The following is a 25,267-nucleotide window of genomic DNA, read 5'->3' on the forward strand; positions in this document are numbered from 1 at the left end:
CCAGCCACGCGCGGAGCAAACATTCCCCGATCAGGTGGCCGTCGGCCAATGCCCGGACACAGCTCAGCAGCAGCCCGGGCGCGACGACGCTGACGACGAATAAGTGGCGCGAGGCCGGGAATGCGGCCGGCCATGACCACGACCTACACGCCGGCGACCGCCGCGACCGCGCCGAGCGCGAGCGCCGTCGCGGCGCTGCTTCGCCTCGGCGAGGCGCTCAAGGAGCTCGGTTACCGGTTCACCACCGTCACGCCGGCGACCCATCTGCGGGTCAACCGGCGCTCCGCGAATGCCTCGGCGCGCGACCTGCGCGATGTCTTCGGCTGGAGCCGGCCGTTCCGGCCCGGCGTGCTGCCGGATCGGCTGATGGAGCTGCTGGACGCCGGGGGAGCCCTGGAACGCGACGGCGGGGTGTACCGGAGCCGGGTGCGGTTCTCGTCCTACGACGATGAACTCTTCATCCACTCCGCCTTTCCGACCGACGCCGCTGACTCGGTGTTCTTCGGCCCGGACACGTACCGGATGGCCGACGCCGCCGTCGCGCACGTCCAGGCCCGGACACGGCCCGTCGGCCGCGCTGTGGACATCGGCTGCGGCACTGCCGCCGGGGCGATCGCCGTCGCGAAACGGGCGCCGGAGGCGGAAGTGCTCGGCGTCGACATCAACGACACCGCGCTGCGGTACGCCGAGATCAACGTCGCCCTGGCCGGCGTCAACCGCGTACGGGCGGTGCACAGCGACCTGCTCAGCGGGGTGGACGGCGCCTTCGACCTGATCATCTCGAACCCGCCCTTCATGATTGATCCAGGGAGCCGGACCTATCGGAACGGCGGCGGGCCGGAGGGGAACGAGCTGTCCCTCGCGGTCATTGCCGCCGCCGCGGATCGGCTGGCCCCGGGCGGCTCGCTGGTGCTGTTCAGCGGGACCGGAATCGTCGCCGGCCGCGATCCGTTGCGGGCGGCGGCCGCCGCCCGGCTGACGGGCACCGACTTGACCTGGACCTATCGGGAAGTGGATCCGGACGTCTACGGCGAGGAGCTCGACACGGACGCCTACCGGGACGCGGAGCGTCTGGCCGTCGTGGTGCTGACCGCCACCCGCGCCGGCTGATCGCGTGCGCGCCCACGCAGCCGACGCCGGCCCAACCGTCGGCGTCGAGGAGGAGTTCCTGCTGCTCGATCCGCACAGCGGCGCGAATATGCCGCTGGCCGGCAAGGTGTTCGCCGACCTTCCCGAGGCGGTCCGCGGCCAGAGCCGCCAGGAGTTCCGGCACAGCATGATCGAGATGGTCACCCCGGTCTGCACCGACCTGGTGGGCCTGCGACGGCACCTGCTCACCCTGAGGCGGGCGGCGGCCGCCACGGCCGCCGGCGTCGGCGCGCGGCTGGTGGCGATCGGGGCCACGCCCGTGTCCGAGCCGTGCCGGGAGCCGATGGAGAACCCTCGATTCCACGCGATCACCCGGCACTACGGGCCGATAGCGTACGACCCGGCGGTCTGCGGTTGTCACGTGCATGTGGGCGTACCCGGACGGGATTTGGCGATCGAGGTGTGCAACCACCTGCGGCGGTGGCTCCCGGTCGTGCAGGCGCTCGCGGCCAACTCTCCGCTCTACGACGGCGCCGACTCCGGTTTCGCCAGCTGGCGGTCCGTGCAGCTGCTGCGCTGGCCGAGCCTCGGGCCGTCGCCGCATTTCGCCTCGGCCGGCGATTACGACCGGACCGTCGCCGCGCTGGTGGCGTCCGGCATGATGCTCGACGAGAGCATGGTCTTCTGGTACGCGCGGCCGTCCGCCACCTACCCCACGGTCGAGGTACGCGTCGGGGACGTATGCCCGACGGCGGACGACACGGTGCTGATCGCCGGACTGGTCCGGGCTCTCGTCGCGACCGTGAGCAACGACATCGCGGCCGGCCGTCCCGCCCCGGCGGCGGCCGACGATCTGCTACGCGCGGCCCACTGGAACGCCGCCCGGACCGGGCTGGACGGAACGCTGATGGACCTGCGGTCGGAGCGCGCGCGGCCGGCCTGGCAGATCGTCGAGGAGCTGCTCGCCTTCGTCCGCCCGGCGTTGCACCGTCACGGTGACCTCGAGATCGTCGAGGCGCAGCTGGCCAGAATCCGCCGGGCCGGAACCGGCGCAACCCGTCAGCGGCGGCTTCTCGGCGTCCACGGCGCGGCCGGCCCGGTCCTGGATCATCTGGCCGGGCTCACCGTTGCCGGTTGACCTCCGCATCGGCGTGCCGCCGTGGACGTCGCGCATCGGGCCCGTCACCTCGGATCCTGCCCTTTGCGTCCGAGGCGCCGCAGCCGTAGACGTACAGGCTGGTCACCGCTTGCCCGGCCGTCGCTCGGCGGCCTGAGCCACCAAAATGGCGGCGATGTCGCGCAGTTTGCGGTTGGTGTCCTGCGAGAGCTTCGTGAGCAGGTGGAATGCCTCGTCCGCGCCGCACCGCCGGTCGGCCATGATGATGCCCTTGGCCTGTTCGATCACCGCCCGGGTCTCCATCGCCCGCTGCATCTGCATCGCCAGCGCGGCCGTGGTGTCGTACAGGTGGGCGTTGGCGAGTGCGACGGCGGCATAGCCGCTGAACGCCTGGGCCAGGCCGATGGCGTCGTCGTCGAAGGCGTGTGCCCGGCCGCCGTAGATGTTGAGGCCGCCGGTGGTCTGCTCGTGCACCGGCAGCCCGATCGACAGTGAGCTGTGGCATCCGATCTCGAGCGCTCGCCGGGCCAGCTCCGGCCAGCGGATCTCGCGTCGCATGTCGGCCAGCAGAAGGGTCTCGCCGGATTCGGCGGCATCCAGGCACGGCCCATGGCCGCGCTGATACTGGGTTTCGTCGAGTTCGACGGCCATCTCACCGGTGAAGGCGGCGGTGTGCGGGCCCTTTTCGCGTACGAGGGTGACCGACACCTCGGTCGCGCCCGGAACGGTGCGTTTGGCCAGAGTGGCGATCTGGTGCAGCACGCCGTCGACGTCGGTCTCGTTGAACTTGATCCGCGCCAGCTGCCCGAAGGCGTCGAGCGGGTCGAGAAAGTCGCTGTCCGTCATGAAGGCATTCCCCATGTCCTACTTCGCATGATGGGGTGGCGCGGTCGAGGACGACCTCGGCGTGCGCACCGCGTACCCCTGAATGGGTTGGCTACGCGGGGCAATCGCCGATTTCTGTCGCGCGGCGCGAGGTCGCGCCGCCCAGCGGCGTGGTTCGGCGTGCGTGGCCGCGGGCCCCGGGGGCAGGGCTGGGCCGAGCGCATCACACTGCCAGCCGGCGGGATTGCCCGCCGCGAACCGGGGTAGACGCTCGGTGCTGCATCCACCTGACGGAAGGAGAACCGGGTGTTCGACGCCCTGCGCGACCGGCTGACCCGAACCACCAACCGGTACGCCCCGCACGAGCATCGTCCGCTCGACGGCTACCTGACCGCGATGGCCGCGCTCGGGGGCCTGACGGCCACCTTGGCCGCGGCCACCCGCATCACCGGACGACCGGTCCCCGACCGGCCGCCGCTCGCCGACGTGGCGCTCGTCTCGGTCGCCACGCACAAGCTCAGCCGGCTTCTCGCCAAGGACGCGGTCACGAGTCCACTGCGGGCACCCTTCGTCCAGTACGCCGGCCCGGCCGGGGCGGCCGAACTCAACGAGGAGGTACGCGACGAAGGCAGCAGTGTCCGGCACGGCATCGGCGAACTGGTCACTTGCCCGTTCTGCCTGGCGGTTTGGGTGGCGACGGGGCTCACCGGCGGTCTGGTCCTGGCCCCACGGCTGACCAGGCTGGCCGCCACCGTGCTGTCGGCCACGGCAGTGTCCGACTTCCTGCAGCTGGCGTACGACGCGGCCAAGAAGAGCGGCGAAAGCTGAGCCCAGGCCCGCACCTGCCGTTACGCTTCCGCGGCAGTCATTGCGCGTTGAAGGACTGCTGCCCGAGGACTCGGAGGAAGTCGAAGCCGGCGGCGGTGGCCGTGCCGGGCTGAGGTCGGAAGATGACTAGCCGGTGGCCGGTCGGGGTGCCGCTGAGGACGATGTCGCACTGCACGTCGAGGTGGCCGGCCTCCGGGTGGGTGAGAGTTTTGCGGGTGCTGCGTAGCGGGGCGACCTGCATGTCGTTCCAGAGCCGGGTGAACTCGGCACTGGCGTTATGCAGATCGGCGATGAGGTGCTGGACGGTTCGGTCGTGGCCGCGCCGCGCGGCGGCGTTGCGCAGGTCTGCGACGTAGCCGCGGCTGATCGCCTCGTGTTCCTCGGGCAGGTTGAGCAGCCGGGATTGGGGATCGGTGAACCAGCGCCACGCTACGTTCGCCTGTCGAGGGTCGGTGCCGGTCCAGGAACCGAGCAGGGCGCGGCTGAGGGCGTTCTGGGCCACGATGGTGGTGAGATCGTCCATCACGTGCGCGGGCACGGTCGTGAGTGCGTCGAGCAGGAACATCATTGCGGGTTCGACGTAGCCGCTGAACCCGGTGACGGCCGGCGCCGGGTGTCCGGCGAGACGATAAAGGTGGTCACGCTCGTCGACGGAAAGTCGCAGCGCGCGGGCCAGACCGGCGAGTAGAGCTTCGGAGGGGTTGGCGTCACGGGACTGCTCGAGCCGCGAGTAGTAATCGGCCGACATGTTGGCCAGCAGTGCGACCTCCGCGCGTCTCAGGCCGGGCGTGCGCCGGCGGGTTCCTGGAGCGAATCCGAGGTCGGCGGGCCGAAGTGCCTGGCGCCGGCCGCGTAGGAAGTTGCCGAGTTCGGTCGACATCGAGGGTTTCCTTCCGCCGTGGTGGCGCCGCGGTGCGAGAACGACCCGGCAGCGCCACCACGATCTTGACGGTTTCGGCGTTACTCCTGGACCGTGGCCATCGTCGCCGGCACGTATCGTTCCCCGGCGGCTGCGCCGGCTGGCACGGCCGCGCTGATTTCCTCGAGGAGGTCGGCGTCCAGCTCGATCTGGGTGGCGGCGACGTTCTCGATGAGGTAGCTGCGGCGTTTGGTGCCGGCGAGCGCGGTGATGTGATCGCCTTGGTTCAGGACCCAGGCAAGGGCGAGCTGGCCGGCCGTGACGCCTTGCCGTTCGGCGATAGCGCGGAGGCGATCCACCAGGAGCAGGTTCTGCTGCAGGTTGTCGCCGGCCAGGCGGGGCCAGCTCTGCCGCCAGTCGTTGTCCGCCAACTCGCCGAGGGTACGCAGGCTGCCGGTCAGCAGTCCTCGGCCCAGCGGTGCGTAAGCGACGAACCCGATGCCGAGCTCGCGGACGGTGTCGAGTACCCCGTTGGCCTCGACGTTGCGGGTGAACAGCGAGTATTCGGTCTGTACCGCTGACAGCGGCGCCGTGGCGTGCGCGGTGCGGATCGTGTCCGCTGCTGCCTCGCTGATGCCCAGGAAGCGCACTTTGCCCTCGGTCACCAGCTGGCCGAGCGCACCGAAGGTCTCTTCGACCGGCACCGTCGGGTCGACCCGGTGCTGGTAGTACAGGTCGATGCGGTCGGTGCGCAGGCGGCGCAGCGACCCCTCGACTGCCCTGCGTACATAGTCCGGGCGGCCGTTCGGCCCTCCGATGACCTTGCCGTCGTCGTCGAGTGTCAGACCGCCGAACTTCGTTGCGATGACCGCTTGGTCGCGGCGATCATGCAGGGCGCGGCCGAGAAGTTCCTCGCCGGTGAACGGGCCGTACATGTCGGCGGTGTCGAACAACGTCACGCCCAGTTCCAGAGCGCGGTGCACGGTCGCGACGGATTCCGCGTCGTCGGGTGTGCCGTACATCGCGGTCATTCCCATCGTGCCGAGTCCCTCGACCGACGCGGACAGACCCTGATTTCCGATCGCGTGCTTTCGTACTGTCATCGCTGTTCCTGTCTTTGTGTCATCTGACCGTTGTCGCCGTATCGAAATCCGGCTGCCAGAACACAGTCTGCCGCAGGTTAGAGCTATTAGCGTCGTCCTGCCTATCCTCGCCCTGACAGGGCCACCATAAGGAGCGCGGAGGCCGGTAGCGTCGCTGATAGGTCGTCGCCATTAATGACAGGCGATCATTCGCTCGTCACTAAAGGAGCAGCAATTCTCATGCCATCAGTTGTATTGATCACCGGCGCCGCGACCGGCATCGGAAACCTGACCGCTCGGGCGCTCGCAGCGGCGGGACACACCGTTTATGCTAGCATGCGCGGCATCGGCTCCCGCAATGCCGGGCATGCCGGGGAACTGCTGGCTCTCGGCCGGCGCGATGGGCTCGACCTGCGGGTGGTCGAACTGGACGTCCAGTCCGAGGCATCAACCGAGGCAGCCGTCGCGACTGTCCTCGAGCAGGCCGGCCGGCTCGACACCGTCGTGCACAACGCCGGGCACCTCTACATCGGCTACGTCGAGGCCTTCACACCCGAAGACGTCCAACGGCTGTTCGACATCAACGTCATCGGCATCCAGCGCGTCAACCGCGCCGCGCTCCCGCACATGCGCGAGCGCCGCTCGGGAACCCTGGTCTACGTCGGCAGCACCACCTCCGCGCTGCTACCACCGTTCATGGGACCCTACGTCGCATCCAAGACCGCCGCGGATGCTCTCGCCCAGGTGACCGCATACGAACTGAACCCGCTGGGCATCGAGACCACGATCGTGCAACCCGGTCCGTTCACCCAGGGCACCGAGCACTTCCCCAACGCCAGCCACGCCGCCGACCACAACCGCGGCCAGGCCTACTCCATGCTCGATCCGCTGGTCGCCGGCTACGAACAGGCCACCTCGAACCTCTTCACCCCAGACGTGGATGCTCACCCGCAGGCCGTGGCCGAGGAGATAACCCGAATCCTGGCCCTGCCCGCCGGCACGAAACCGCTGCGAAGCATAGTCGATTTCACAGAAGCTGGTATCGAACACGTCAACGAGGTGATGTACCGCGCCCAAGAGGAATTCATCGGCCGACTGGGCCTACGCCGGCTCCTGCACGTCACGATCGCGGGCAACCAGCCGAGCATCACCCACTCGCCGGCAGGCGAACGCGGCTAGGACCGCGAGGCGGTCCAAGCGTCCCCGCGTCGCGCGTTGTTGCATGACCCTTCCGGGACCGAGGCAGCAGATCGGGGTCACCGGCCGGCGAAGTCGCCGGCGAGCCGGCGGCCGGCTCGCAGCAGCTCGCGGGCCGGCATGCTGACGTCGCGGTCGGCGGTGGCCAGCGATACCACGAGCTGGGGGGCATGGCGGGCGATCGGCACGAACACCAGATCAGGGTCGACGAACAGCGGCGGGACGATCGCGATGCCGAGGCCGTGACGTACGAAGTCGAGCAGCCCGCGGTTGTCGCCGATCTCGTAGCGGATGGTGCGGGTTGCCCCGGCGCGGACGAACGCCCGGTCATTGGCGACGCGAGTGCCCCACGCGGCCGCCGCCTCCACGAACGGCTCGTCGGCAAGCTCGGTCAAGTCGACCTGCGTACGGCCGGCGAGCCGGTGGCCCGGGGGCACGACCAGGCCCATCGTCGCGGTGAGCAGTGGGTGTAGCACGAGCCCGGTGGCGTCGTCGGGCGGCAGTGCGACGTAGGCCAGGTCCAATCGGCCGCGTCGCAGCGCCTCGGCGTGTTCGGCGCTCGTCCCGGTTCGGACGACGATTTCCAGGCCCGGGTGGTGGGCGGCGAGGTGGGAGATCAGCCGGGGCGGGCTGGCGGCGAGGACGCCGTCGTACAACATGACGCCCAGCCGCACAGTGCCGCGCAAGCCTCCGCGCAGCTGTTCGAGCACGTGGCGCGCCTCCGCGGCGGCGGCCAGCGTGCGCCGCGCCTCGGGTAGGAACAACCGCCCCGCATCGGTCAGCTCCACCTTATGGGTGGTGCGCGCCACCAGTTCGACACCCAGCTGCCGCTCGAGTTTGCGCAAAGTCGCCGAGATCGCGGACTGCACTACGTTGAGCCGCTTGGCGGCATTGGTGATGCTCATCTCCTCCGCGACCGCGACGAACACCTCCAGCTGCCGCAACTCCACGCTCATCTCCTTTCGCGATAACCGTTAGCTCCACTTTTCGTTTCCGATCTGCATTACACCGGGGTTGGGTGGACCGGTCAACCGGAACGATCGACGGCGACAGGAACCGAATGAGCGATCTCAAAGGCAAGGCAGCACTGATCACCGGTGGTTCCCGCGGCATCGGCGCGGCGATCGTACAGCGGCTCGCCGCGGACGGGGCGGCAGTCGCAATCAACTATCGAATGCGGGCCGACGCCGCCGGCAAAATCGCGGCGGACATCGCCGCGAACGGCGGTCGCGCCATCACCGTACGCGGCGACGTGTCAGTGCCGGAGGACGTCCGCTCGATGGTCGATGAAACCGTCGAGCGGCTCGGCGGATTGGACATCCTGGTCAGCAACGCCGGTATCGAGCCGGCACATGGGTGACGGTGGACGGATCGTGCTGACCTCCTCGGTGAGCGCTCACCGGTCATTCCTGCACCATACGTTGTACGCGTCGGCCAAGGCGCGATCGAGGCCATGGTGCTCAACCTCGCGCCGGAGTTGGGCCCGCGAGGTATCACCATCAACGCGGTCGCTCCGGGTGGCACCGCGACCGAAATGGCGGCCGCCACGCGGCAGAATTACTTCCCCGGGCGGGAAGCGGCCGAAGTCGCGAACGAGCTGAAGCGGCTCATCGCGCTCGGCCGGAGCGCCCAGCCGGCCGAGATCGCGGCGGCGGTCGCGTTCCTGGTCTCGGCGGACGCCTCTTACGTCACCGGTCGCACGCTGGCCGTCGACGGCGGCCTCCGGTGACGGGATACCTCCACGACGTCTGAGCAAAACAGCGGCTATATCGGAATACACATTCGGGCGAGCGAACGCGCACCTCGTGCCCGGCACCGCATGGCACCAATTTACCCAGTGAGGGTTCCGGCCGCCCCGGCAGCCGAATAACGGACTACGGCGGTCCTTCGCGGTCGAGTCCGCCGCTGTAGCGGTCCGGACTCTCGGTCTCGCCATCGTCTGGCTCGTCGTTGCCCTCCACGACGAACTGGTCGTGCTCGCCGGCGAAGTCGCCGGCCTCCTCGTCGGGATCGCCCAGCGGTTCCAGCCCGGACTCCGGTGCGGTCGAGTCGGATCGTGAAGTTGGCATGACCGGCGGCTTCCCCCTAGCCGATTCCTCAAACGTGGAACCGCGAAACGGTATCGGGGGCCCGCCGTCTCGGCCGGCGAGGCCCGCTGGATTACGCCGGGCCCGCTCGGGTATCGGACAACCCCATGGACGGCTTCCGCACCATCCGGACCGGCGTCGACGGCGTACGCATCCACGCGCGCCTCAACACCGCGTCGCCCGGCCTGCCCGCCGTCCTCCTGCACGGGCTGGCCGTCACCCACCACTACCTCACGCCCACCGCGCGGGTCCTCGCCGCCCGGCGTCCGGTCGTGGTCCCCGACCTGCCGGGCTTCGGGCGCAGCGGCAAACCGGCCCGGGCGTACGACGTGGACCGGCACGCCCGGGCCCTGTCCGAGTGGCTGGACCGCTGCGGGCTCGACCGGATATGCCTGGTCGGCCACTCGTTCGGGGCCGAGGTCGCGGCCCGGCTCGCCGTCCTGCGCCCCGACGTGGTTGCGGCCCTGGTGCTGGCCGGCCCGACCACCGACCCGGCCGCCCGCACCTGGCCGCGCCTGGTGTCCCGGTTCGCCGCCGACGTGCTGGTCGAGCAGCCGTGGCAGACCGCGCTGTTGGCCGAGGGGGTCGCCACCGCGCGGCCGTGGCGGGTCGCGGCCACCGTGAACCACTCGCTGGCCAACGCGATCGAGGACGACCTGGTGCGCCTGCCGGTGGCCCCGCTCGTCCTCGGCGGCGCGCTCGACCCGATCGCCCCGCTGCCCTGGCGGGCCGAGGTGGCGGCGCTGAGTGGCGGCACCGCCGTCACCATCTCGCAGGCCGCGCACAACGTTCTCACCACGTCACCCCGGCGCAGCGCGGCCGCGATCGACGACCACATCAGGCGCGCAGACGCCGATCGATCGTGGCGAACTCCGGCACCGTGACGAACGACGGGTTCGCCGCCTGCGGCTGACCCAACATCTCGAGGTTCGCCGGTACGGGGTCGGCCCGCGGCAGCCCCTCGGCCGGCGGGGCGACGGCCGGGTCCAGCGGCAGCGACCAGCCGCCGTCCTCGACGTCGCGCTCCGGCGGGCCGGACAGCCGGTCCAGACCCCAGATGCACGCCGTCGCAGAACTTCCCGGCTGAGTGCCGCCTTGCGACACCCGCCTAGGCTGAATCGGCCGGTCGATGTAGCCGGATGTGATCGCTTGGGTCGGGAGGGGCATGGCTGGCCTTGTTCTGCTGGCCGCGCTGGGTCTGGTCGTGCTGACAATGGCGGCCGATCACCTCGTGGTTGGCGCGGGCCGGGTGGCTCGCCGGCTGCGGCTGTCGCCGGTGGTGGTCGGTGTGGTGATCATCGGGTTGGGTACGAGCGCGCCCGAGTTCCTGGTGTCGGGGTTGGCCGCGGCCCGCGGCGACGGGGCCCTCGCCGTCGGCAACCTGGTCGGCTCCAATGTGGTCAATGTGACGCTTGTTCTGGGGCTTGCCGGCCTGCTGGCTCCGGTCGTCGTACGCGCGTCGGTGGTGCGCCGGGAGGCGCCACTTTCGGTGGCGGCCGTGGTGTTGTTCGGGCTCGCCGTGTGGTGTGGGCTCGATCTGCTTGCGGGCGTTGTCCTTGGCGTGGCCGGCGTGGCCGCGCTGATCTGGCTGGTCCGGCAGGCGCGCCGGGAGTCGGGTCCGCCGATGCCGGCCGAGGTGGACGAATTTCTGGGGGAGGGCACCCGGCCTCGTTTCGGGCGAGATATCGTGCGTACCTTCCTCGGCCTTGCGGGCACCCTGGCGGGGGCGGAGCTGCTCGTGGTCAACGCCGCTTCGCTGGCGGAGAGGTTGGGTGCGCCACAGGTGGTCGTCGGATTCACCCTCGTGGCGGTGGGCACGTCCGTGCCGGAGCTTGTCACCGCGATTCAAGCCCAGCGGCGAGGAGAGAGCGACCTGCTGGTGGGCAATCTGTTGGGCAGCAATCTGTTCAACGCGCTGTTCGGCGGCGCCATCGTGGGCCTGGCCGGCGGAGTCAGGGATGCCGCGGTGGGCCTGCCGATTCTGGGTCTGATGGTGCTGGTCGCCGTGGTGGCCTGGGCGCTGCTGTTTCGCGGGCGGCGCCTGACCCGGCCGGAGGCGATTCTTCTTCTGTCGATCTACGTGGTCACCCTACCGGCGTTACTGTAGGGCGGCCGCGAGCAGCGCACCGATCACCTCGTCCTCGGCCGGTGACCGGGGCGTCTGCGATGTCATGGTTGGTCCAGGCAGTCGCGCTCGCCGAGCCCGTTCCCGACGACTATTGCCGCATGCCGTTCACCTTTCTCCGTTCGAGCCGCGCAGCGCCGATGGCAACCTGTATGTCAACTTCGCGCGGCGCCCCGGCCCGCGAGGTCGATCGCTGGACGCCGACGGCGCACGATCCGTACGGTGGCGATCCCCGCGATGCCCGTGACGCCGGCGGCCAGCAGCCACAGCAGCGCCGGCGAGATCGAGGGCGCGGTGGCGCTGTCGACCTGTGCGGTTCCCAGTGCGGCCAGCTCCTGTTCCGGCGACATCGCGGCCGGCGGCAATTTGGCGTACTGCACCAGTCCGGTGCTCTCCAGCATCTCCATGTGATGCATGACGAAGATGCTGGCCTGACCGGCGAGCGTCCGTACGACCTCGTTGTGGGTGGAGGCCCGTACCGCGGAGATGACCGGGAAGATGAAGCCGTGGGTGCCCCGCAGGAAGGTGACGAACAGCTGGTTGAACTGGACGCCCTTGGCTGCCTGCAGTTGGGTGAGGAAACCCTGCTGCTGGGTGGTCGGCGTGGCCGGTAGCGTCACACCCAGTTTGTTCGCGGCGTCGACGGTCAACTGATCCAGCTGCACATGCTGCGTCGCGATCATCTGGCCGATCTGCCGGATCTTCGCCGTCGTGCCCTTCTGGGCGGCCATCTGCCCGGCCGGGATCTCCCACAGGCCGGCCTGCCGTACGCCGTTGAGCAGGGTCATGTCGGCCACGTTCAGCTGGGTCGACGCCGGGTCGGCATCGGCACGCGCGGGCAACACGATCAGGGCGGTGATCGCGGCGACGGCCAGCGCGGCCGTGCGGCGCATCAACGGTGACATCAGTTCCTCCACGTGGTCGGTCAACTGCCGCCACTTGATACGGCCACGACCGCGGGAAGGTTCACAGGTACACCTACATAGTTGCCGACCGCGGGAACGACGAGTCAGGATGCCGAAGATTTGGATGCACAGTCGAACCTTTTTGCGGGGACGGCCGTACTACCTGCCGAGGGTCCCGCCCACGTGGAGGTTCGATGTCATCGCTCATTCGCCGCACGGCCGCGGTCGCCGTCGCTGCGATCACCGCCCTGATCGTGTCGCCGGCGTCTGCCCAGGCCGCCGCGGACGGGCCGGGTCAGTTGAACGCGGCTGACATGACGCTGCTCGTCGGCCTGCACCAGGCCGGGTTGTGGGAGATCCCGGCCGGTCAGATGGCCGCCCAGAAGGGCACGACGCCGAAGGTCCAGCAGGCCGGTCAGAAGATCGCCGATCAGCATGCTCAACTCGATCAACGGACCATGGACGCGGCCGAGAAGCTCGGCGCGACCCTCCCGGCCACGCCGACCGCGCAGCAGCAGGGAATACTCAACCAGTTGCAGACGGCCGAGGGCGACCAGTTCAACCAGTTGTTCGTCGGCTCCCTGCGCGACGCGTACGGGTTCCTCTACCCGATCATCGGCGAGGTCCGTTCCTCCACCCGCAGCACGGTGATCCGGCAACTGGCCGACCAGGCCAACGTCGCCGTCCTGGGCTACATGCAGATGCTGGAGAGCACCGGCCTGGTGCAGTACCAGAAGCTGGCGCCGGCGGCGATTCCACCGGCTCAGGACCTGTCCGCGATGGGGATGGCCGGAGCCGACGCGGGCATCTCACCGCCGATCTCCCCGGCTATCCTCTGGCTGCTGGCCATCGGAGCGGCCGCTGTCGCGGCGGTCGCCGCCGTGCGGATCCAGCTCAGCCGGCGCTCGACCGCGGACCCGCGCACCATGGGCCGATGAAATCGGTGCGGTAGACGCCCGGCCGACCCCGGATCGCCCGTCGTGTCAGAGTTGGCCCGTGACATCACAGACGACATTGTCGCCGGGCGAGGCCGAAGTGGTCGGCGCGTTGCTGGCACTCAGCCGCGCTTTCGTGGCCCAGACGGCCCGTTCGCTCAGCGGCCTGGACGAGGACGTGACGCTGCCCCAGTTCCGGACCCTGGTGGTGCTGGTCTCGCGTGGGCCGCAGCGCGTCGTCGACCTGGCCCAGGAATTGACCGTCACGTCCTCGACGGCGGTGCGGATGTGCAACCGTCTGGTTCGCAAGGGTCTGGTGGCGCGGGAGGAACGCCCAGAGGATCGCCGGGCCGCCTGGATCACGCTCACGGCCGGCGGCCGCGAGCTGGTCGGCGAGGTGATGCGGCGTCGTCAGGAGGCGCTGGGCGAGGTGATCGCGGAGTTGTCGCTCACCCGTCCGCTGGCGTTCGCCTCGGTCCTCAACGCCCTGGTCGAGGCGGTCGGCGAGGTCCCGGACACGCAGTGGTGGCAGCAGTGGCAGGAGGCCGAGGCCGGGTAGGGTAGTCATCGGTGTGCCGGGAAGCCTGGTCGGCGATGTCCGACCCGACCCCGAAGTTCGGAGCACACCGTGAGCCAGTCAACCAAGTCGCCTCCTCGCCTTCTCGGCCTCGGATCGTGGGCGGAAGCCCGTCGGATCGCCGATGTGCTGCGCAAGGAGACGATCGGCGGGGCGCTGCTGCTGTCGGCGACCGTCGTCGCGCTGATCTGGGCGAACTCCGCCTGGGCGGGCCGGTACGAAGCCCTGATCGGATTTCGGTTCGGCCCGTCTGCCCTGCATCTCGACCTGTCCCTGGCGGCGTGGTCGGCCGACGGCCTGTTGGCGATCTTCTTCTTCGTCGCCGGGTTGGAGCTGAAGAGGGAGTTCATCGCCGGGGATCTACGGGATCCGCGGCGGGCGGCGGTGCCGGTCGCCGCCGCCGTCGGTGGGGTGATTGTTCCCGCCGTCGTCTACACGCTGGTCAACGCGGGCGGGGCCACCCGCGGTTGGGCGATTCCGACGGCGACCGACATCGCCTTCGCGCTGGCCGTGCTGGCGGTGGTCGGCCGCTGTCTGCCGGCCGCGTTGCGTACCTTTCTGCTGACGTTGGCGGTGGTCGACGACCTGCTCGCCATCCTGATCATCGCGGTGTTCTACACCGCTCACCTGTCGGTGCTGCCCCTGGCGGCCGCACTGCTTCCGCTCGGGGCGTTCACCTGGCTGGTGCAGCGACGGATCCGGTCGTGGTGGATCCTGCTGCCGTTGGCGGTCGCGACGTGGGCGCTGATCCACGCTTCCGGGGTGCACGCGACCGTCGCCGGGGTGTTGCTCGGTTTCGCGGTGCCGGTGCTGCGCCGCGACAACAGCGAGGGGCCGGGTCTGGCCGAGCATTTCGAGCACCGGTTCCGGCCCTTGTCCTCCGGGCTCGCGGTTCCGGTCTTCGCGCTGATGTCAGCCGGCGTCACCGTCGGCGGCCTGTCCGGGCTGTCGTCGGCGCTTTCGGATCCGATCGCGATCGGCGTCATGGCCGGCCTGGTGGCCGGGAAACCGGTGGGGATCTTCGCGGCGACCTGGCTGACCGCACGGTTCACCCGGGCGTCGCTGGCCGGGGGATTGGCCTGGATAGACGTGGCCGGGCTGGCGGTGCTGGCGGGGGTCGGTTTCACCGTGTCGCTGCTGATCGGTGAGCTGGCCTTCGGCGCCGGTGGCGACCGCGACGACCACGTCAAGGTCGCGGTCCTGCTGGGATCTCTGACCGCGGCCGTGCTCGCGAGCGTCCTCCTGCGTGCCCGTAACCGCACCTATCGGCGGCTGTACGACGCCGAGCAGGCCGACCTCGACGGGGACAGCATTCCCGACGTCTACCAGAACGGACCGGAGGCCTGATGCGGGACTCGTCCGCCGGCCGATGACGTGGACGAGCGGCCACGGATCAGCGAAAACATGGTGACGCCGGGGTGCCGGCCGCCCGGCGTATCGTCGGCCTATGCGCGCCCGTGACGTGTCGATCCCGATGAGTACCGTGACCGAGGACCTGCCGGCCCGTGAAGCCGCCAAGGTTCTCGCCGCGCAGGACCTGCCGGGTCTGGTGGTGGTCGATGGGCGCGGTCGTCCGTTGACGGTGCTGGCCGGCACGCAGGTGTTGCGGATGGCGTTGCCGTTGTACTGCCAGGAGGATCCGGCGCTGGCGCGGGTCGTCGACGAGGCGGCCGCCGATGTGATCCTCGACGGCATCGGTGAGCGTACGGTCGCTGACCTGCTGCCCAAGAGCCGGCCGGACCTGCCCGCGGTCAGCGCGGACGCGACCCTGCTGGAGGTCGCCTCGGTGATGGCCCGCTCGAATGTTCCGCTGGTCGCCGTGGTCGACAAGGACAAGGTCATGACCGGGGCGATCACCCTGGACGGGCTGCTCGACCACTTGCTGCACACCTGAGTCGGTTCAGGAGAAGGCGAAGAACCGCAGCCACAGGTACGGGACGGCCAGCGCGACGGAGATCGCGGTGACGATCAGGCCGTATCTGGTGAAGCCCCAGAACGAGATCCGGTGCCCGGCGCGGTCGGCGATGCCGAGCACGACGACGTTCGCGGACGCGCCGACCGCGGTGGCGTTGCCGCCGAGGTCGGCGCCGATGGCGAGAGCCCACCACAGCATCTGTCCACGGTCGGTGCCACCGGCGGCGTTGACCAGGTCGGCGACGATCGGGCTCATCGTGGCCACGTACGGGATGTTGTCGACGATCGCCGACAGGGCGGCCGACGCCCACAGCAGCAGTAGGGTGGCCGGCCACAGTTTGCCCTCGACGGCGCTGGTGGCCTGCCGGGCCAGGGTGTCGATCACGCCGGTGGCGACCAGCGCGCCGACCATCACGAAGAGGCCGGCGAAGAAGATCAGGGTCGGCCACTCGACCTCCTTGGCCACCTCGCCCGCGTCCAGGCGGGACAGGGCGAGCAGCAGCAGCCCGCCGAGCAGGGCGACCACGGACGGCTCGAGACCGATCACGGTGTGCAGTCCGAACGCCGCCAGCACCGCGGCGAGCACGGCCAGGCTGATCACCACCAGCCGTCGGTCGCGGATCGCGTCGGCCTCTCGCAGGGCCATGATTCGTTCGACCCGTTCGGCGTCGTAGCGGAAGGCCCGGCGGAACATGATCCGGCTCAGCAGCACCAGTACGACCAGGACCAGCAGCACGAACGGGGCCAGGACGCTGAGGAAGGCGTTGAAGGTCAGACCGGAGCGGCTGGCGATGATGATGTTCGGTGGATCTCCGACCAGGGTCGCGGTCCCGCCGATGTTCGAGGCGAGGACCTCGGCGATCAGGAACGGAACCGGGGGTACGGCGAGGCGGTCGCACACCAGCAGCGTCACCGGGGCGACCAGCAGCACGGTGGTCACGTTGTCGAGCGCCGCGGACACCAGCCCGGTCACCACGATGAACAACACCATGATCGGGAACGGGCGGCCGCGGGCCTTCTTGGCCGACCAGATCGCCACGTACTCGAACAGGCCCGTGCGCTTGAGGACGCCGACGATCAACATCATTCCCATCAGCAGGAAGATGACGTTCCAGTCGATGCCGGCGTCCTCGGAGAAGAACGCGTGCCGCGCGTCGGTGGCGCCCAGGGCGAGCATCAGGGCCGCCCCGCCGAGCGCGACGGCCACCCGGTTGATTTTCTCGGTGGCGATCAACACGTACGCCACGACGAAGATGACCACGGCGATCCAGGCCAGCGCGCTCACAGATCTCCCGGGGATAGGCAGCCGTCATCGATCGCCGACCAGACTTCCCGGCACACCTTCGATCAACTTAGCAGCACATCCGCCGCTGACCCGAGCTTCGGTTCGTCGAAACGGCGATCCTCGGCTCGCGCCGTGAGCTGCGACGACTCTCTCGCTCCCGGCCCGGTGGGGTCACCGCGGAACGCGCCCGCACACCGGATCTCTCTCCGGGCGGCGCAGCGGACGTGGCCGCATACTGATCGTCCCGGTCGGTGCGAGGTGGGTCAGGGGCGATGAGAAGATCTGAACAGGAACGACCGCATGGCTGATCGCAGCCCGGAGAGTGTCGCGCCGCATGTCCGGCGGCTACGGCAGCGCGCGTTCAGTGACCGGCTCCGGGAGAGCCTGCTCTTCCTTCCGCTCGTGTTGCTGGTCGGAGCAGTGCTGGCCGAGGCGGCCGCCCGGGAGATCGACAAGCACTCCCGGATCGGCTGGCTCGCGCCGTTCACGATGGCGCCGGATGCCGCGGTGACGCTGCTCTCGACGGTCGCCGGGGCGACCATCACCACGGCCGGGGTGGTGTTCTCGCTGCTGGTGGTGTCGCTGCAGTTGGCCAGCGGCCAGTTCTCGCCCCGCGTACTGCGAACGTTCTGGCGTGACCGGATGGGCCAGGTCCTGATCGGGCTGCTGCTCGCGGCGTTCGCCTATTGCGTGCTGGCTCTGAGCCAGATCGACACCAAGGCCGATGACGCCCCCACCCTGACGATGACCGGCGCGATAGTGCTCGCGCTGGCGTCGATCCTGGCGATTGTCGTGTTCCTCAACCGGATCACCCGTCAGCAGTACGTCGGCCGCATCATGGAACGCATTCAGGGCGAGGCGGACGAACTGGTCCAGGACCTTCCGTACGGCTCCCGGATGGGCCGCCGGGTCGGCGATCCGATCGACCCGCCGGACCTGACCGGCGCCGCCTTGCTGGTGCGCGCGCACGCCGACGGATGGGTGCAACAGGTCAGCCACAGCGCGGTCCTGGCCGCCGTGCAACCGGGCAGCGTGGTGCGCCTGGAGACCCGGGTGGGCGCGTACCTGATCCGCGACGAGCCGTTGGCGAGGATCTGGCCGCAACCCGACGCCGGCACCGCCCGCCGCGCCGCGCGGGCGATCGGCGAGGCGGTGATCGTCGGTGCGACCCGCACCATGCAACAGGACATCGATTTCGCGTTGCGCCAGCTCAATGACATCGGGCTGCGCGCTCTCTCGCCGGCGGTCAACGATCCGACGACCGCGATCGAGGTCATTCTGCGGGTGACCTCGATCCTGCGGCCGCTGCTGCGGGCCGATCTGCCCGGGCAGGCCCAGCGCGACGACGCCGGCCGGGTGCTGCTGACACCGTGGGACCTCGACCATGCGGAATACATCCGGCACGGGTACGGCCAGATCCGCCTCTACGCCGGCGCGCACCCGCAGGTCGCGCTCACCCTGGTCCGGGTGCTGCGGATGCTGCACGACGTCGCCGACGACGAGGGTCTGCATCGCGGCGCGGCGGTCGAGGAGATCGACCGGCAGTTGGCCGCGGTCCTCGACGACGCCAAGCGGGCCGGACTGCCGGACTCCGAACTCGAACCGCTCACCGCGGCCGCCGACCGCCAGCAGGAATGATGGGCGGCACGGGGCGGTAAGTGAGATGGATGCCCGTACGGGCGCCGGCACGACGTGGGCCACCGATTCCGCGCTACCGCTTCGCTCGGGAGGCGCGCGGCCCTGGCGTACCCGAGGTCGGGGTGTTCGCGCCCCGTTGGTCGTCATGTTTAGGTGCACTGCTAAACCTATTTCAACGGCGGCCGCGCCGTTTACAGAATCCCGCCGATCAGTGGGCGGGCTGTTTCGCGGAGACGTCTCGTGACAGTTGCTCCACCCGATGGAGCCGTCCGTCCGCGGTCACTTCGCCGAACATGTAGATCTCCGTCGCGATGACCTGACCGCGGCGCATCACGGCGGTCAGCGTGTACCGCCCGGCGACCCGGCTTCCGGAGGTGAGCGTCTGGTGGACCTCGACGTTGATCTCTTCGACGTTGCGGCGGCCGGAGCGGACATGAGCCAGGAGCCGGTCCCGGTCGAGGTCGATGCCGTCGTTGCGCAGAACGAAGTCGTCGGTGTGATAGCGCCTGAACACGGCCGCGGGTTCCTCGTCGCCGAACGAGACCTCCTGTGGATAGCGGGTCAGGTATCCGGCCAGGTCGTCGCCGGGTGGTCGGAAGAGTGGCTGGGCCATGGCGAGGCCTCCTCAATATCTCTTACACTCATGTCTAAGATAAGAGGGCGGCTTAGGCTTGGCAACCGTGGCTGACCCCGAGGCGCGCCGAGTTCGCAAGCGGAGGACCGACGCCGACCGCAGCCGCGGCGCCGTTCTCGACGCGGCCATCGCCCTGCTGGGCCGGCGCCCGGATGCGAGCATCGAGGACATCGCCTCGGCCGCGGGTGTCGTCCGGCAGACCGTGTACGCCCACTTTCCGTCGCGCAGCGCTCTGGTCGGCGCAGTGCTCGAGCGTCTGACCGCCGAGACCGCGGCCGGCCTGGCCGCGCTCGACCTGACGACCCCGCCCGCCGACGAAGCACTACGACGATGGCTGCGAGCGACCTGGAACATCATCGACAGTTATCCCGTCCTGCTCAGTCCCGTGATCGCCGAGGCCGCGCCGGCCGCCGAGGAGAACGAGCGTCACGAACCCGTCACCGCCCAACTGATCGAGTTGATCCGTCGCGGCCGGCGGACCGGCGTGTTCGATACGAGCTCACCGGAGTCGTGGGCGGTCGCCGCGGTCATCGCCCTCGGCCACGCCGCGGGGCAGGAGGTCGCAGCGGGCCGGATGAGCCGGGACGACGCGGGAGCGGCCTACCGCGACGGCGTCATGCGCCTTCTCCTGAACCGGCCGGCCGCCGGGAACGGCTGACGCCGGCACCGCGGTATCAGCGGCGTCCCTTGGCCGGCCTGCCGGTACCGAACGTCAGCACCGCGACGCCGACGCCGGCGAAGAACAACGGAGCGAGCAGGACGGCGGGCAAGGAATCCAGCGGTGAGTCAGGCGAGAACGAAGCTCGCCATCACGATTGCGCTCCTGCGACTCGGAGAACGGCGTTCCTCACCCACGGGAAGCCGCCGGCTTTGTTTTGTTCGCCCCTCGTCGGGGTGATTGCGTCGTGCAGCAAGCGGGCGACCTCGCGGGCCGACGGGCGTTTCCGCGGCTGTGGCATCAGGCGGCGGCGATGAACGGCCACAACCTGTTCGGGTACGTCGCAGTGGTCCGGGAGCCGGGGGAGCGGTGAGAGGGCGCGGGAGACGACGACGTCGCGGAAGGTGTGGCCGGTCCAGGCCGGGCGACCGGTCAGACAGGTGTGCAGGACCAGGCCCAGTGCATAGATGTCGGCTGCCGGTCCGGCGGCTTCGCCGCGCATTTGTTCCGGGGCGAAATAGGCGGGCGTTCCCCAGACCCGGCCGTCGTCGCCGATCGAGGACTCGCCGGGAGCAGCCGACACGCCGAAGTCGACGACTTTGGGGCCGGCGGGAGCAAGCATGATGTTGCTTGGTTTGATGTCGCGGTGAACGACGTTGTGGTGGTGCGCGGCCGCTAGGGCGCAGGCGATGTCCATGCAGATGCGCGCGGCGTCGTGCCACGTCAGCGGGCCGGTGTCGTGAAGGTGGGCGGCCAGCGATCGGCCGGGGAGGAATTCCATGACGACGAACGGCAGGTAGTGGCCGCCTCGTTCCATCTCGCCGTAGTCGAAGACGCGGACCACATTGGGGTCAGTCGGGCCGCGCTCAGTGCGTCGCGGCGCACCGCGTCGCGGTACCTGTAGTTGTTGGACCGCTCGGGTGTCACCACCTTGATGGCTACGGGTCGGTTCAGGACGGTGTCGGTCGCGAGGTGCACTGTAGCCATGCCGCCGCGGGCGATCTCGTCTCCGAGGCGGTAGCGCCCGGCGAGCGTCATGATTCACACCTCCGCACATATGAGCTCCGGCGATTGGGCATCCTGGCAATCGTTGGTCGCGGATGCGGCGGGAGTTCCGCGATCGCGTGACGGTTGTGCGACACTCCGGCTGGTCTCAGCGAGCCGATTCAGGTGCAACCATGAATCATTCATGACCCTGGGCAGCGAGTGCCGCTCCGGTTTTCCGCTTTTCCGTGCGCGATCCTGTGGCACTACCCGCTTGTTTTGACCGCCGCCGAGGCGGCATCATGTGCACCGTTGCATCTTTTGCGGAGGACGGATGACAAGCGGCGGACGGGCGGCGGAGTTCCTGCTCGTGCAGGACGACGTCGCCGATGAACTGTTCCTGCGCGAGATCCTCGAGTCACATCGCGTCTTGAACACCCTGCACGCAGTCCGCGACGTCGCGACCGCGTCCGCGTACCTCGACGGATCGGCGCCCTATCGCGCTCCCGGCCGGCCCGATCTGATCCTGCTCGATCTCAACCTGCCCGGTCGCGACGGCCGGGCATTCCTGGCCAAGGTGCGCGCCGATCCGGTGACCGCCGGCACACCGGTGATCCTGCTGGCCGACTCGCCGGTCGCCGAGCAGATTCTGCGCGGACAAGGCTTGCCGGTGCAGGGCTATGCCCGTAAGCCGGTCGACTTCGAAGCCTTGGCCGAGATCGTTCGATCTCAGGCCTCGTTCGGCTTCGAGGTACGTCGGCGGGATTGATCGCAGCGATCAACTATCCGTGCCCGGCGCCGCGGATCCGCCGGGGTGATCTCGGAGCGTGCCGCCCTCAGTCCTCGGGTGCGGCGGTGAAGATGCGGCCGGGATCACTGCCGTCGGTGTCGGTCTCGGTGTCGGCGAGCGCGAGGACTTCGTCGCCGGCGTGCAGGACGGTGTTCGGCGCGGCCTGGACCAGCCGGCCGTCGCGGTTGATCATGCTGATCCAGAGGTTTTCGCCGAGGGGCAGGTCGGCGATGGTGCTGCCGTCGGCGGTCGAGCCGGCGGCGACCCGGTAGCGGTGCAGGCCGGTGGGTTCCTCCCGAAAGCGCATGCCGAGCGCCCACGGTTCCAGCTCGGTGCTGCGCATGGGTACCTTCGCCCACTTGGCCACGGTGGGGGCGAGGCCGCCCTGGACGACGACCGAGAACGTGACCACGACGAAGACGATCTCGTAGATGCGCTGGGCGCCCGGGATGCCGGCGGTGAAGGCGAAGGTGCCCAGCAACACCGGCACGGCGCCTTTGAGGCCGGCCCAGAGTACGAAGATCCGCTCGCCGGCGCGCAGCCGTACGGGCAGCGAGACGAGGCCGACCAGCAGCGGCCGCACGAGGAGGGTGAGCACGACCGCGATGATCAGGCCGGGCCACAACGCGTGAACCTTGGGCAGGTCGCGCAGGGAGATGGTCAGGCCGAGCACCACGAACGCGACGACCTCGGCCAGGCTCGCGACGGCGCTGTGGAACCGCTCGATCTCCCGCTTGTACGGTGCGTTGGCGTCACCCACGACGATCCCGGCGACGAAGACAGCCAGGAAGCCGGAGCCGCCGGCCACGGTGGCCAGACCGTAGACCGCACCGGCGAACGCCAGTGTCCGGAGCGGGTACAGCGCCTCGCTGGGCAGCGGCAACCGGCGCATCAGGCGCTGCAGCAGCCAGCCACCGGCCGCCCCGGCCACACCGCCGATCGCCATCTGCCGGACGAACTCGACCAGGCCGTGCACCACCGCGTCGCCGCCGCTGAGCCCGGCGGCGCCCACCAGCACCGCCATCAGAGCGATGCCGACCGGATCGTTCGCCCCGGCCTCGCCTTCCAGCAGCACACCGGAGCGCCCGACGATCTCGCGACGGCCCAGTACGGAGAACACGACGGCCGGGTCGGTGGGAGACAGCGCGGTACCCAGCAGCAAGGCCACCTGCCAGCCGAAGCCCAGCCCGAAATGGGCGAACGCGGCGATACCGGCCGCGGTGACCGCGGTCCCGGCCACGCCGATCCAGAGCACTGCCCCGGCGTTCGGCCGCAGATGACGCCAGCCGAGGCCCATCCCACCGTCGAACAGGATCATGATCAGGGCGACGGTCACCACGTTCTGGACCGTCTGCACCCGCATCGAGGCGAGCGAGGGAAACAGGTCGGACGCCACGGCCGCGCCGACCAGGAACAGCGCCGGAGCGGGGATCCGGATCCGGTCACTGATCCGGTTCGACAGGATGGTCACCACAACGACCAACGACACCCCGAGCACGACCCAGCCGAAAGACTCGACACCCTTCACGAGGGGTCACGCTAGCCGGATTCGTCGGAAGTATGCGTACGGCGTCCGGTGGGTTGGCGCTGCGCCCCGGACGGGGGTGCTGTCAGCGTTGCGGCAGGTCGCGGCGGCGGAAGGCGACGAATGCGGCCAGCACCAGGACGATGGCGAGGCCGCCTGGCACGGCCGGGCCGCCCGGGCCGGCGGTTCCCAGCGGGGAGTTCCCGGCATGGGTTGTGGGTTTCAAGATTGGCACTCCACTGTCCGAAGTCGAGGTTTAAGGCACCACCGGGAGGGGGAGGCGGGCGCGCATCGTGTGGGGGCGGACGCCGCCCCTGAAGGGAGGGTTCCTGGTGAACGGCCGGAAGCCGCGTTTCCGCGTACCGCCTCAGGCCCGGCCGGAATCGCCGGGTCTCCCTGCTGTTGCTGTCGTCGCCCGCAGGCCTGCTGACGGGGGCGCTGTAGCCAGTCGTCGGGTGTCGGCCCGACGTACTTCGAAGATGGAAGGTCTACCCCCATGGACCAGTCTGTATCCACCGAAGATGAGAACGTGCCACCCGAGGAGAATGAGAATGAGGATGCGGAACGGGCCGACGAGCCCGAGGAGGATCAGGAACGGAGCATCGCCGATCCCAGGCCGTATTACCGGACGTGCGAGAGGCTGCTCCGCGACGACGTGCCGGCGATTTTTCACGGGCTTCGCCTGCTTCCGCCGGGCAACCGCCGCGCCCTGAGCGTGATTTACGCCGTCACCCGGCGTATCGTGCGGGCGGCTCACAGCCACCGTCCGGTCGAGGAGCGGCAGGCGGAACTGGACTCCATACGCATGTCGCTGCGGCAGCCGCCGACCGACGAGACCGACCCGGTACTCGCCGCGTTGGCCGACACCGCGGCGAAGACCCCGATTCCGCTGGCGGCCTTCGACGAGATGATCGCCGCCCATCGGGCCGACGTCGAGGAGTCGCGCATCGACGACGCGAGCGATCTGTTGTTCTACTGCCACAGCACCGGGGGCGCTATCGGCCGGCTCGCGCTCGCCGTCTGCGGCGGCGAGCAAACTCGTACGGCGTGGGCACGCGCCGACGCGCTGGGCGTGGCATTGAAGCTCACCGAGATTCTCCGGAACCTTGGTACGGACCGCCGACGGGGCCGAATCTACCTGCCCGCCGAGGATCTGCACCGCTTCGGCTGCACCCTGGAACTGGGCCGGCGAGGGTTTCTCGATCCGCCCGGCCGACTCATGTCGCTGATTCAATTTGAGGCGTTCCGGGCCGACTGGTGGTACCGAGAAGGTGCGGGCCTGGTGCCCATGCTCGACCGGCGCGCCGCGGCCTACGTTGCCGGTCTGCACGCGCTCCACCACCACCTGCTCCGGCAGATCATTGCCGACCCCCTGACCGTCACGTCGTCTCACCCGTCGTTGCCGGTGCGGCGGAGGCTCTGGACCACCGGCCGAGCGGTGCTGAGGCAGTCGGCATGACACCTGTAATCCTCGGGTCCTGTCCCGCGGGCACAGTCGTGGCGCCCATGCACCTGGAGGCAGTGGCTCTGCGCCGCGGGCTCGAAAGGCGGCTCGACGCTGCCGGGCTGAAGGTACGGCATATCGGCACGGGTCCTTGGCGGGCGCGACGCGCCGGCGCCAGCCAGGAGGTGCGCAGCAGCCCCGCCGTCGTGCTGGCGGGGATCGGCGTTGCGCTGGCACCCGACCTGCAGCCCGGCGACATTGTCGTCGCCGACCGGGTGCGGGCCGACGCTCTCACCGAAGGGCCGGTCCCGGCGACCCGGCTGCTTCCGGGTGCGCCGATGTTGGCGGGCGCTCTGATCCGGCGCGGTCTGCGGGTCCACCTGGGCGCTGTGATCAGCACCGACCGGATAGCGGACCCCAACGCCCGGGAGCGGCTGGCGATGGCCGGGGTCCTTGCCGCCGACCGGGAATCGGCCTGGGTTCTGAGCGGCCGAATCGCGGGCCGGGCCGCCTGCGTACGGGTCGTCGCGAGCAGCAGTTCGGCCGGATCGTCGTGGCGAGGCGGCATCGCGGGACTGCGGGCCGCCTTACGCGCGCTCCCGACGGTCGCGGACGGCATCGTGGAATGGTGTGAGGCCGGCGACCGGCTCTGTGGGGCACCGACGACATCGCGGCCGCGATGAGTGCTCTGGGAGCCGATCGCGTTAGCCGGAACAGCCATGCTCCACTGGCGATCCGGCCGGGCGGCGACTGTGAAAAAGAACCGATC

At 69.7% G+C, this 25,267-nt stretch carries 29 protein-coding genes; 17 read left to right on the top strand and 12 right to left on the bottom strand.

Going from position 1 to position 25,267, the window contains the following annotated elements; all coding sequences use genetic code 11:
- The first annotated feature begins 132 nt into the window (after positions 1 to 132).
- On the top strand, positions 133 to 1,110 hold the full coding sequence (locus AB0M88_RS14220; RefSeq protein ID WP_364100659.1) for a class I SAM-dependent methyltransferase: 978 nt from the start codon (positions 133 to 135) through the stop codon (positions 1,108 to 1,110).
- A 4-nt stretch (positions 1,111 to 1,114) separates the two neighbouring features.
- A complete protein-coding gene (locus tag AB0M88_RS14225; RefSeq protein ID WP_364100662.1) occupies positions 1,115 to 2,227 on the top strand; it encodes a glutamate--cysteine ligase in 1,113 nt (370 codons plus the stop codon).
- Positions 2,228 to 2,329: 102 nt separating this feature from the next.
- Here AB0M88_RS14225 and AB0M88_RS14230 read toward each other — a convergent pair whose 3' ends face one another.
- On the bottom strand, positions 2,330 to 3,052 hold the full coding sequence (locus AB0M88_RS14230; RefSeq protein WP_364100665.1) for a GAF and ANTAR domain-containing protein: 723 nt from the start codon (positions 3,050 to 3,052) through the stop codon (positions 2,330 to 2,332).
- 285 nt (positions 3,053 to 3,337) lie between these two features.
- On the opposite strand from AB0M88_RS14230, the gene AB0M88_RS14235 reads away from it, so the two are divergent.
- Positions 3,338 to 3,859, top strand: coding sequence for a DUF1360 domain-containing protein (locus tag AB0M88_RS14235; RefSeq protein ID WP_364100667.1), 522 nt, complete (start codon positions 3,338 to 3,340; stop codon positions 3,857 to 3,859).
- 37 nt (positions 3,860 to 3,896) lie between these two features.
- Here AB0M88_RS14235 and AB0M88_RS14240 read toward each other — a convergent pair whose 3' ends face one another.
- On the bottom strand, positions 3,897 to 4,739 hold the full coding sequence (locus tag AB0M88_RS14240; RefSeq protein ID WP_364100670.1) for a helix-turn-helix transcriptional regulator: 843 nt from the start codon (positions 4,737 to 4,739) through the stop codon (positions 3,897 to 3,899).
- 80 nt (positions 4,740 to 4,819) lie between these two features.
- Positions 4,820 to 5,821: an aldo/keto reductase gene (locus AB0M88_RS14245; RefSeq protein WP_364100673.1), complete on the bottom strand. Its 1,002-nt coding sequence runs from the start codon at positions 5,819 to 5,821 to the stop codon at positions 4,820 to 4,822.
- Between the two features lie 234 nt (positions 5,822 to 6,055).
- Here AB0M88_RS14245 and AB0M88_RS14250 point away from each other — a divergent pair, with 234 nt between their 5' ends.
- Positions 6,056 to 6,979 carry an SDR family oxidoreductase gene (locus AB0M88_RS14250; RefSeq protein WP_364100675.1) on the top strand — a complete coding sequence of 308 codons (924 nt, stop codon included), beginning with the start codon at positions 6,056 to 6,058 and terminating at the stop codon, positions 6,977 to 6,979.
- 77 nt (positions 6,980 to 7,056) lie between these two features.
- Here the strand turns inward: AB0M88_RS14250 and AB0M88_RS14255 are convergent, their stop codons facing one another.
- Positions 7,057 to 7,947: a LysR family transcriptional regulator gene (locus AB0M88_RS14255; protein ID WP_364100678.1), complete on the bottom strand. Its 891-nt coding sequence runs from the start codon at positions 7,945 to 7,947 to the stop codon at positions 7,057 to 7,059.
- Positions 7,948 to 8,057: 110 nt separating this feature from the next.
- On the opposite strand from AB0M88_RS14255, the gene AB0M88_RS14260 reads away from it, so the two are divergent.
- Together AB0M88_RS14260 and AB0M88_RS14265 are read left to right on the top strand one after the other, a co-directional pair.
- Positions 8,058 to 8,357: an SDR family NAD(P)-dependent oxidoreductase gene (locus tag AB0M88_RS14260; RefSeq protein ID WP_364100681.1), complete on the top strand. Its 300-nt coding sequence runs from the start codon at positions 8,058 to 8,060 to the stop codon at positions 8,355 to 8,357.
- Between the two features lie 45 nt (positions 8,358 to 8,402).
- A complete protein-coding gene (locus AB0M88_RS14265) occupies positions 8,403 to 8,726 on the top strand; it encodes an SDR family oxidoreductase (protein WP_364100821.1) in 324 nt (107 codons plus the stop codon).
- Positions 8,727 to 8,871: 145 nt separating this feature from the next.
- Here the strand turns inward: AB0M88_RS14265 and AB0M88_RS14270 are convergent, their stop codons facing one another.
- A complete protein-coding gene (locus AB0M88_RS14270) occupies positions 8,872 to 9,066 on the bottom strand; it encodes a hypothetical protein (RefSeq protein WP_364100684.1) in 195 nt (64 codons plus the stop codon).
- A 125-nt stretch (positions 9,067 to 9,191) separates the two neighbouring features.
- Here AB0M88_RS14270 and AB0M88_RS14275 point away from each other — a divergent pair, with 125 nt between their 5' ends.
- Positions 9,192 to 9,968: an alpha/beta fold hydrolase gene (locus AB0M88_RS14275; protein WP_364100687.1), complete on the top strand. Its 777-nt coding sequence runs from the start codon at positions 9,192 to 9,194 to the stop codon at positions 9,966 to 9,968.
- Here AB0M88_RS14275 and AB0M88_RS14280 read toward each other — a convergent pair.
- Positions 9,922 to 10,188 carry a hypothetical protein gene (locus AB0M88_RS14280; protein WP_364100690.1) on the bottom strand — a complete coding sequence of 89 codons (267 nt, stop codon included), beginning with the start codon at positions 10,186 to 10,188 and terminating at the stop codon, positions 9,922 to 9,924. The two genes, AB0M88_RS14275 and AB0M88_RS14280, sit on opposite strands and share 47 nt — an antisense overlap.
- Positions 10,189 to 10,249: 61 nt before the next feature.
- On the opposite strand from AB0M88_RS14280, the gene AB0M88_RS14285 reads away from it, so the two are divergent.
- Entirely contained in the window at positions 10,250 to 11,191 is a 942-nt protein-coding gene (locus AB0M88_RS14285; RefSeq protein WP_364100693.1) for a calcium/sodium antiporter, read from the top strand.
- 173 nt (positions 11,192 to 11,364) lie between these two features.
- On the opposite strand, the gene AB0M88_RS14290 is transcribed toward AB0M88_RS14285, so the two are convergent.
- The gene (locus AB0M88_RS14290) at positions 11,365 to 12,114 is read right to left on the bottom strand and encodes a DUF4142 domain-containing protein (protein WP_364100696.1); all 750 of its coding nucleotides are present in this window, start codon (positions 12,112 to 12,114) and stop codon (positions 11,365 to 11,367) included.
- Between the two features lie 194 nt (positions 12,115 to 12,308).
- On the opposite strand from AB0M88_RS14290, the gene AB0M88_RS14295 reads away from it, so the two are divergent.
- The 4 genes from AB0M88_RS14295 (at position 12,309) to AB0M88_RS14310 (ending at position 15,520) form a co-directional block, all read left to right on the top strand.
- Positions 12,309 to 13,052, top strand: a complete 744-nt coding sequence (locus tag AB0M88_RS14295) for a DUF4142 domain-containing protein (RefSeq protein ID WP_364100699.1) — start codon at positions 12,309 to 12,311, stop codon at positions 13,050 to 13,052.
- A gap of 58 nt (positions 13,053 to 13,110) precedes the next feature.
- Positions 13,111 to 13,608, top strand: a complete 498-nt coding sequence (locus AB0M88_RS14300; protein WP_364100702.1) for a MarR family transcriptional regulator — start codon at positions 13,111 to 13,113, stop codon at positions 13,606 to 13,608.
- 135 nt (positions 13,609 to 13,743) lie between these two features.
- Positions 13,744 to 14,973 (top strand): Na+/H+ antiporter NhaA, encoded by a 1,230-nt coding sequence (gene nhaA / locus AB0M88_RS14305; protein WP_364100823.1) that lies wholly within the window; start codon positions 13,744 to 13,746, stop codon positions 14,971 to 14,973.
- Positions 14,974 to 15,073: 100 nt separating this feature from the next.
- Positions 15,074 to 15,520: a CBS domain-containing protein gene (locus AB0M88_RS14310; RefSeq protein ID WP_364100705.1), complete on the top strand. Its 447-nt coding sequence runs from the start codon at positions 15,074 to 15,076 to the stop codon at positions 15,518 to 15,520.
- A 6-nt stretch (positions 15,521 to 15,526) separates the two neighbouring features.
- Here AB0M88_RS14310 and AB0M88_RS14315 read toward each other — a convergent pair whose 3' ends face one another.
- On the bottom strand, positions 15,527 to 16,825 hold the full coding sequence (locus AB0M88_RS14315; RefSeq protein ID WP_364100708.1) for an ArsB/NhaD family transporter: 1,299 nt from the start codon (positions 16,823 to 16,825) through the stop codon (positions 15,527 to 15,529).
- Between the two features lie 300 nt (positions 16,826 to 17,125).
- Between AB0M88_RS14315 and AB0M88_RS14320 the strand changes: the two genes are divergently transcribed.
- Positions 17,126 to 18,463: a DUF2254 domain-containing protein gene (locus AB0M88_RS14320; RefSeq protein ID WP_364100711.1), complete on the top strand. Its 1,338-nt coding sequence runs from the start codon at positions 17,126 to 17,128 to the stop codon at positions 18,461 to 18,463.
- A gap of 208 nt (positions 18,464 to 18,671) precedes the next feature.
- Here the strand turns inward: AB0M88_RS14320 and AB0M88_RS14325 are convergent, their stop codons facing one another.
- On the bottom strand, positions 18,672 to 19,076 hold the full coding sequence (locus tag AB0M88_RS14325) for a nuclear transport factor 2 family protein (RefSeq protein WP_364100714.1): 405 nt from the start codon (positions 19,074 to 19,076) through the stop codon (positions 18,672 to 18,674).
- Positions 19,077 to 19,143: 67 nt separating this feature from the next.
- Here AB0M88_RS14325 and AB0M88_RS14330 point away from each other — a divergent pair, with 67 nt between their 5' ends.
- Entirely contained in the window at positions 19,144 to 19,755 is a 612-nt protein-coding gene (locus AB0M88_RS14330) for a TetR/AcrR family transcriptional regulator (protein ID WP_364100717.1), read from the top strand.
- Positions 19,756 to 19,906: 151 nt separating this feature from the next.
- Here AB0M88_RS14330 and AB0M88_RS14335 read toward each other — a convergent pair whose 3' ends face one another.
- Entirely contained in the window at positions 19,907 to 20,599 is a 693-nt protein-coding gene (locus tag AB0M88_RS14335) for a serine/threonine-protein kinase (protein WP_364100720.1), read from the bottom strand.
- A gap of 474 nt (positions 20,600 to 21,073) precedes the next feature.
- Here AB0M88_RS14335 and AB0M88_RS14340 point away from each other — a divergent pair, with 474 nt between their 5' ends.
- The gene (locus tag AB0M88_RS14340; RefSeq protein ID WP_364100723.1) at positions 21,074 to 21,508 is read left to right on the top strand and encodes a response regulator; all 435 of its coding nucleotides are present in this window, start codon (positions 21,074 to 21,076) and stop codon (positions 21,506 to 21,508) included.
- 67 nt (positions 21,509 to 21,575) lie between these two features.
- Here AB0M88_RS14340 and AB0M88_RS14345 read toward each other — a convergent pair whose 3' ends face one another.
- Together AB0M88_RS14345 and AB0M88_RS14350 are read right to left on the bottom strand one after the other, a co-directional pair.
- A complete protein-coding gene (locus tag AB0M88_RS14345; protein ID WP_364100726.1) occupies positions 21,576 to 23,057 on the bottom strand; it encodes a potassium/proton antiporter in 1,482 nt (493 codons plus the stop codon).
- 82 nt (positions 23,058 to 23,139) lie between these two features.
- Positions 23,140 to 23,280, bottom strand: a complete 141-nt coding sequence (locus AB0M88_RS14350; RefSeq protein WP_364100729.1) for a hypothetical protein — start codon at positions 23,278 to 23,280, stop codon at positions 23,140 to 23,142.
- 270 nt (positions 23,281 to 23,550) lie between these two features.
- On the opposite strand from AB0M88_RS14350, the gene AB0M88_RS14355 reads away from it, so the two are divergent.
- Together AB0M88_RS14355 and AB0M88_RS14360 are read left to right on the top strand one after the other, a co-directional pair.
- Positions 23,551 to 24,513: a squalene/phytoene synthase family protein gene (locus AB0M88_RS14355; RefSeq protein WP_364100732.1), complete on the top strand. Its 963-nt coding sequence runs from the start codon at positions 23,551 to 23,553 to the stop codon at positions 24,511 to 24,513.
- A gap of 170 nt (positions 24,514 to 24,683) precedes the next feature.
- Positions 24,684 to 25,181: a hypothetical protein gene (locus AB0M88_RS14360; protein ID WP_364100735.1), complete on the top strand. Its 498-nt coding sequence runs from the start codon at positions 24,684 to 24,686 to the stop codon at positions 25,179 to 25,181.
- The last annotated feature ends 86 nt before the right edge of the window (positions 25,182 to 25,267 follow it).

It is taken from the genome of Actinoplanes sp. NPDC051411, assembly GCF_040682075.1.
Taxonomy (GTDB): domain Bacteria; phylum Actinomycetota; class Actinomycetes; order Mycobacteriales; family Micromonosporaceae; genus Actinoplanes.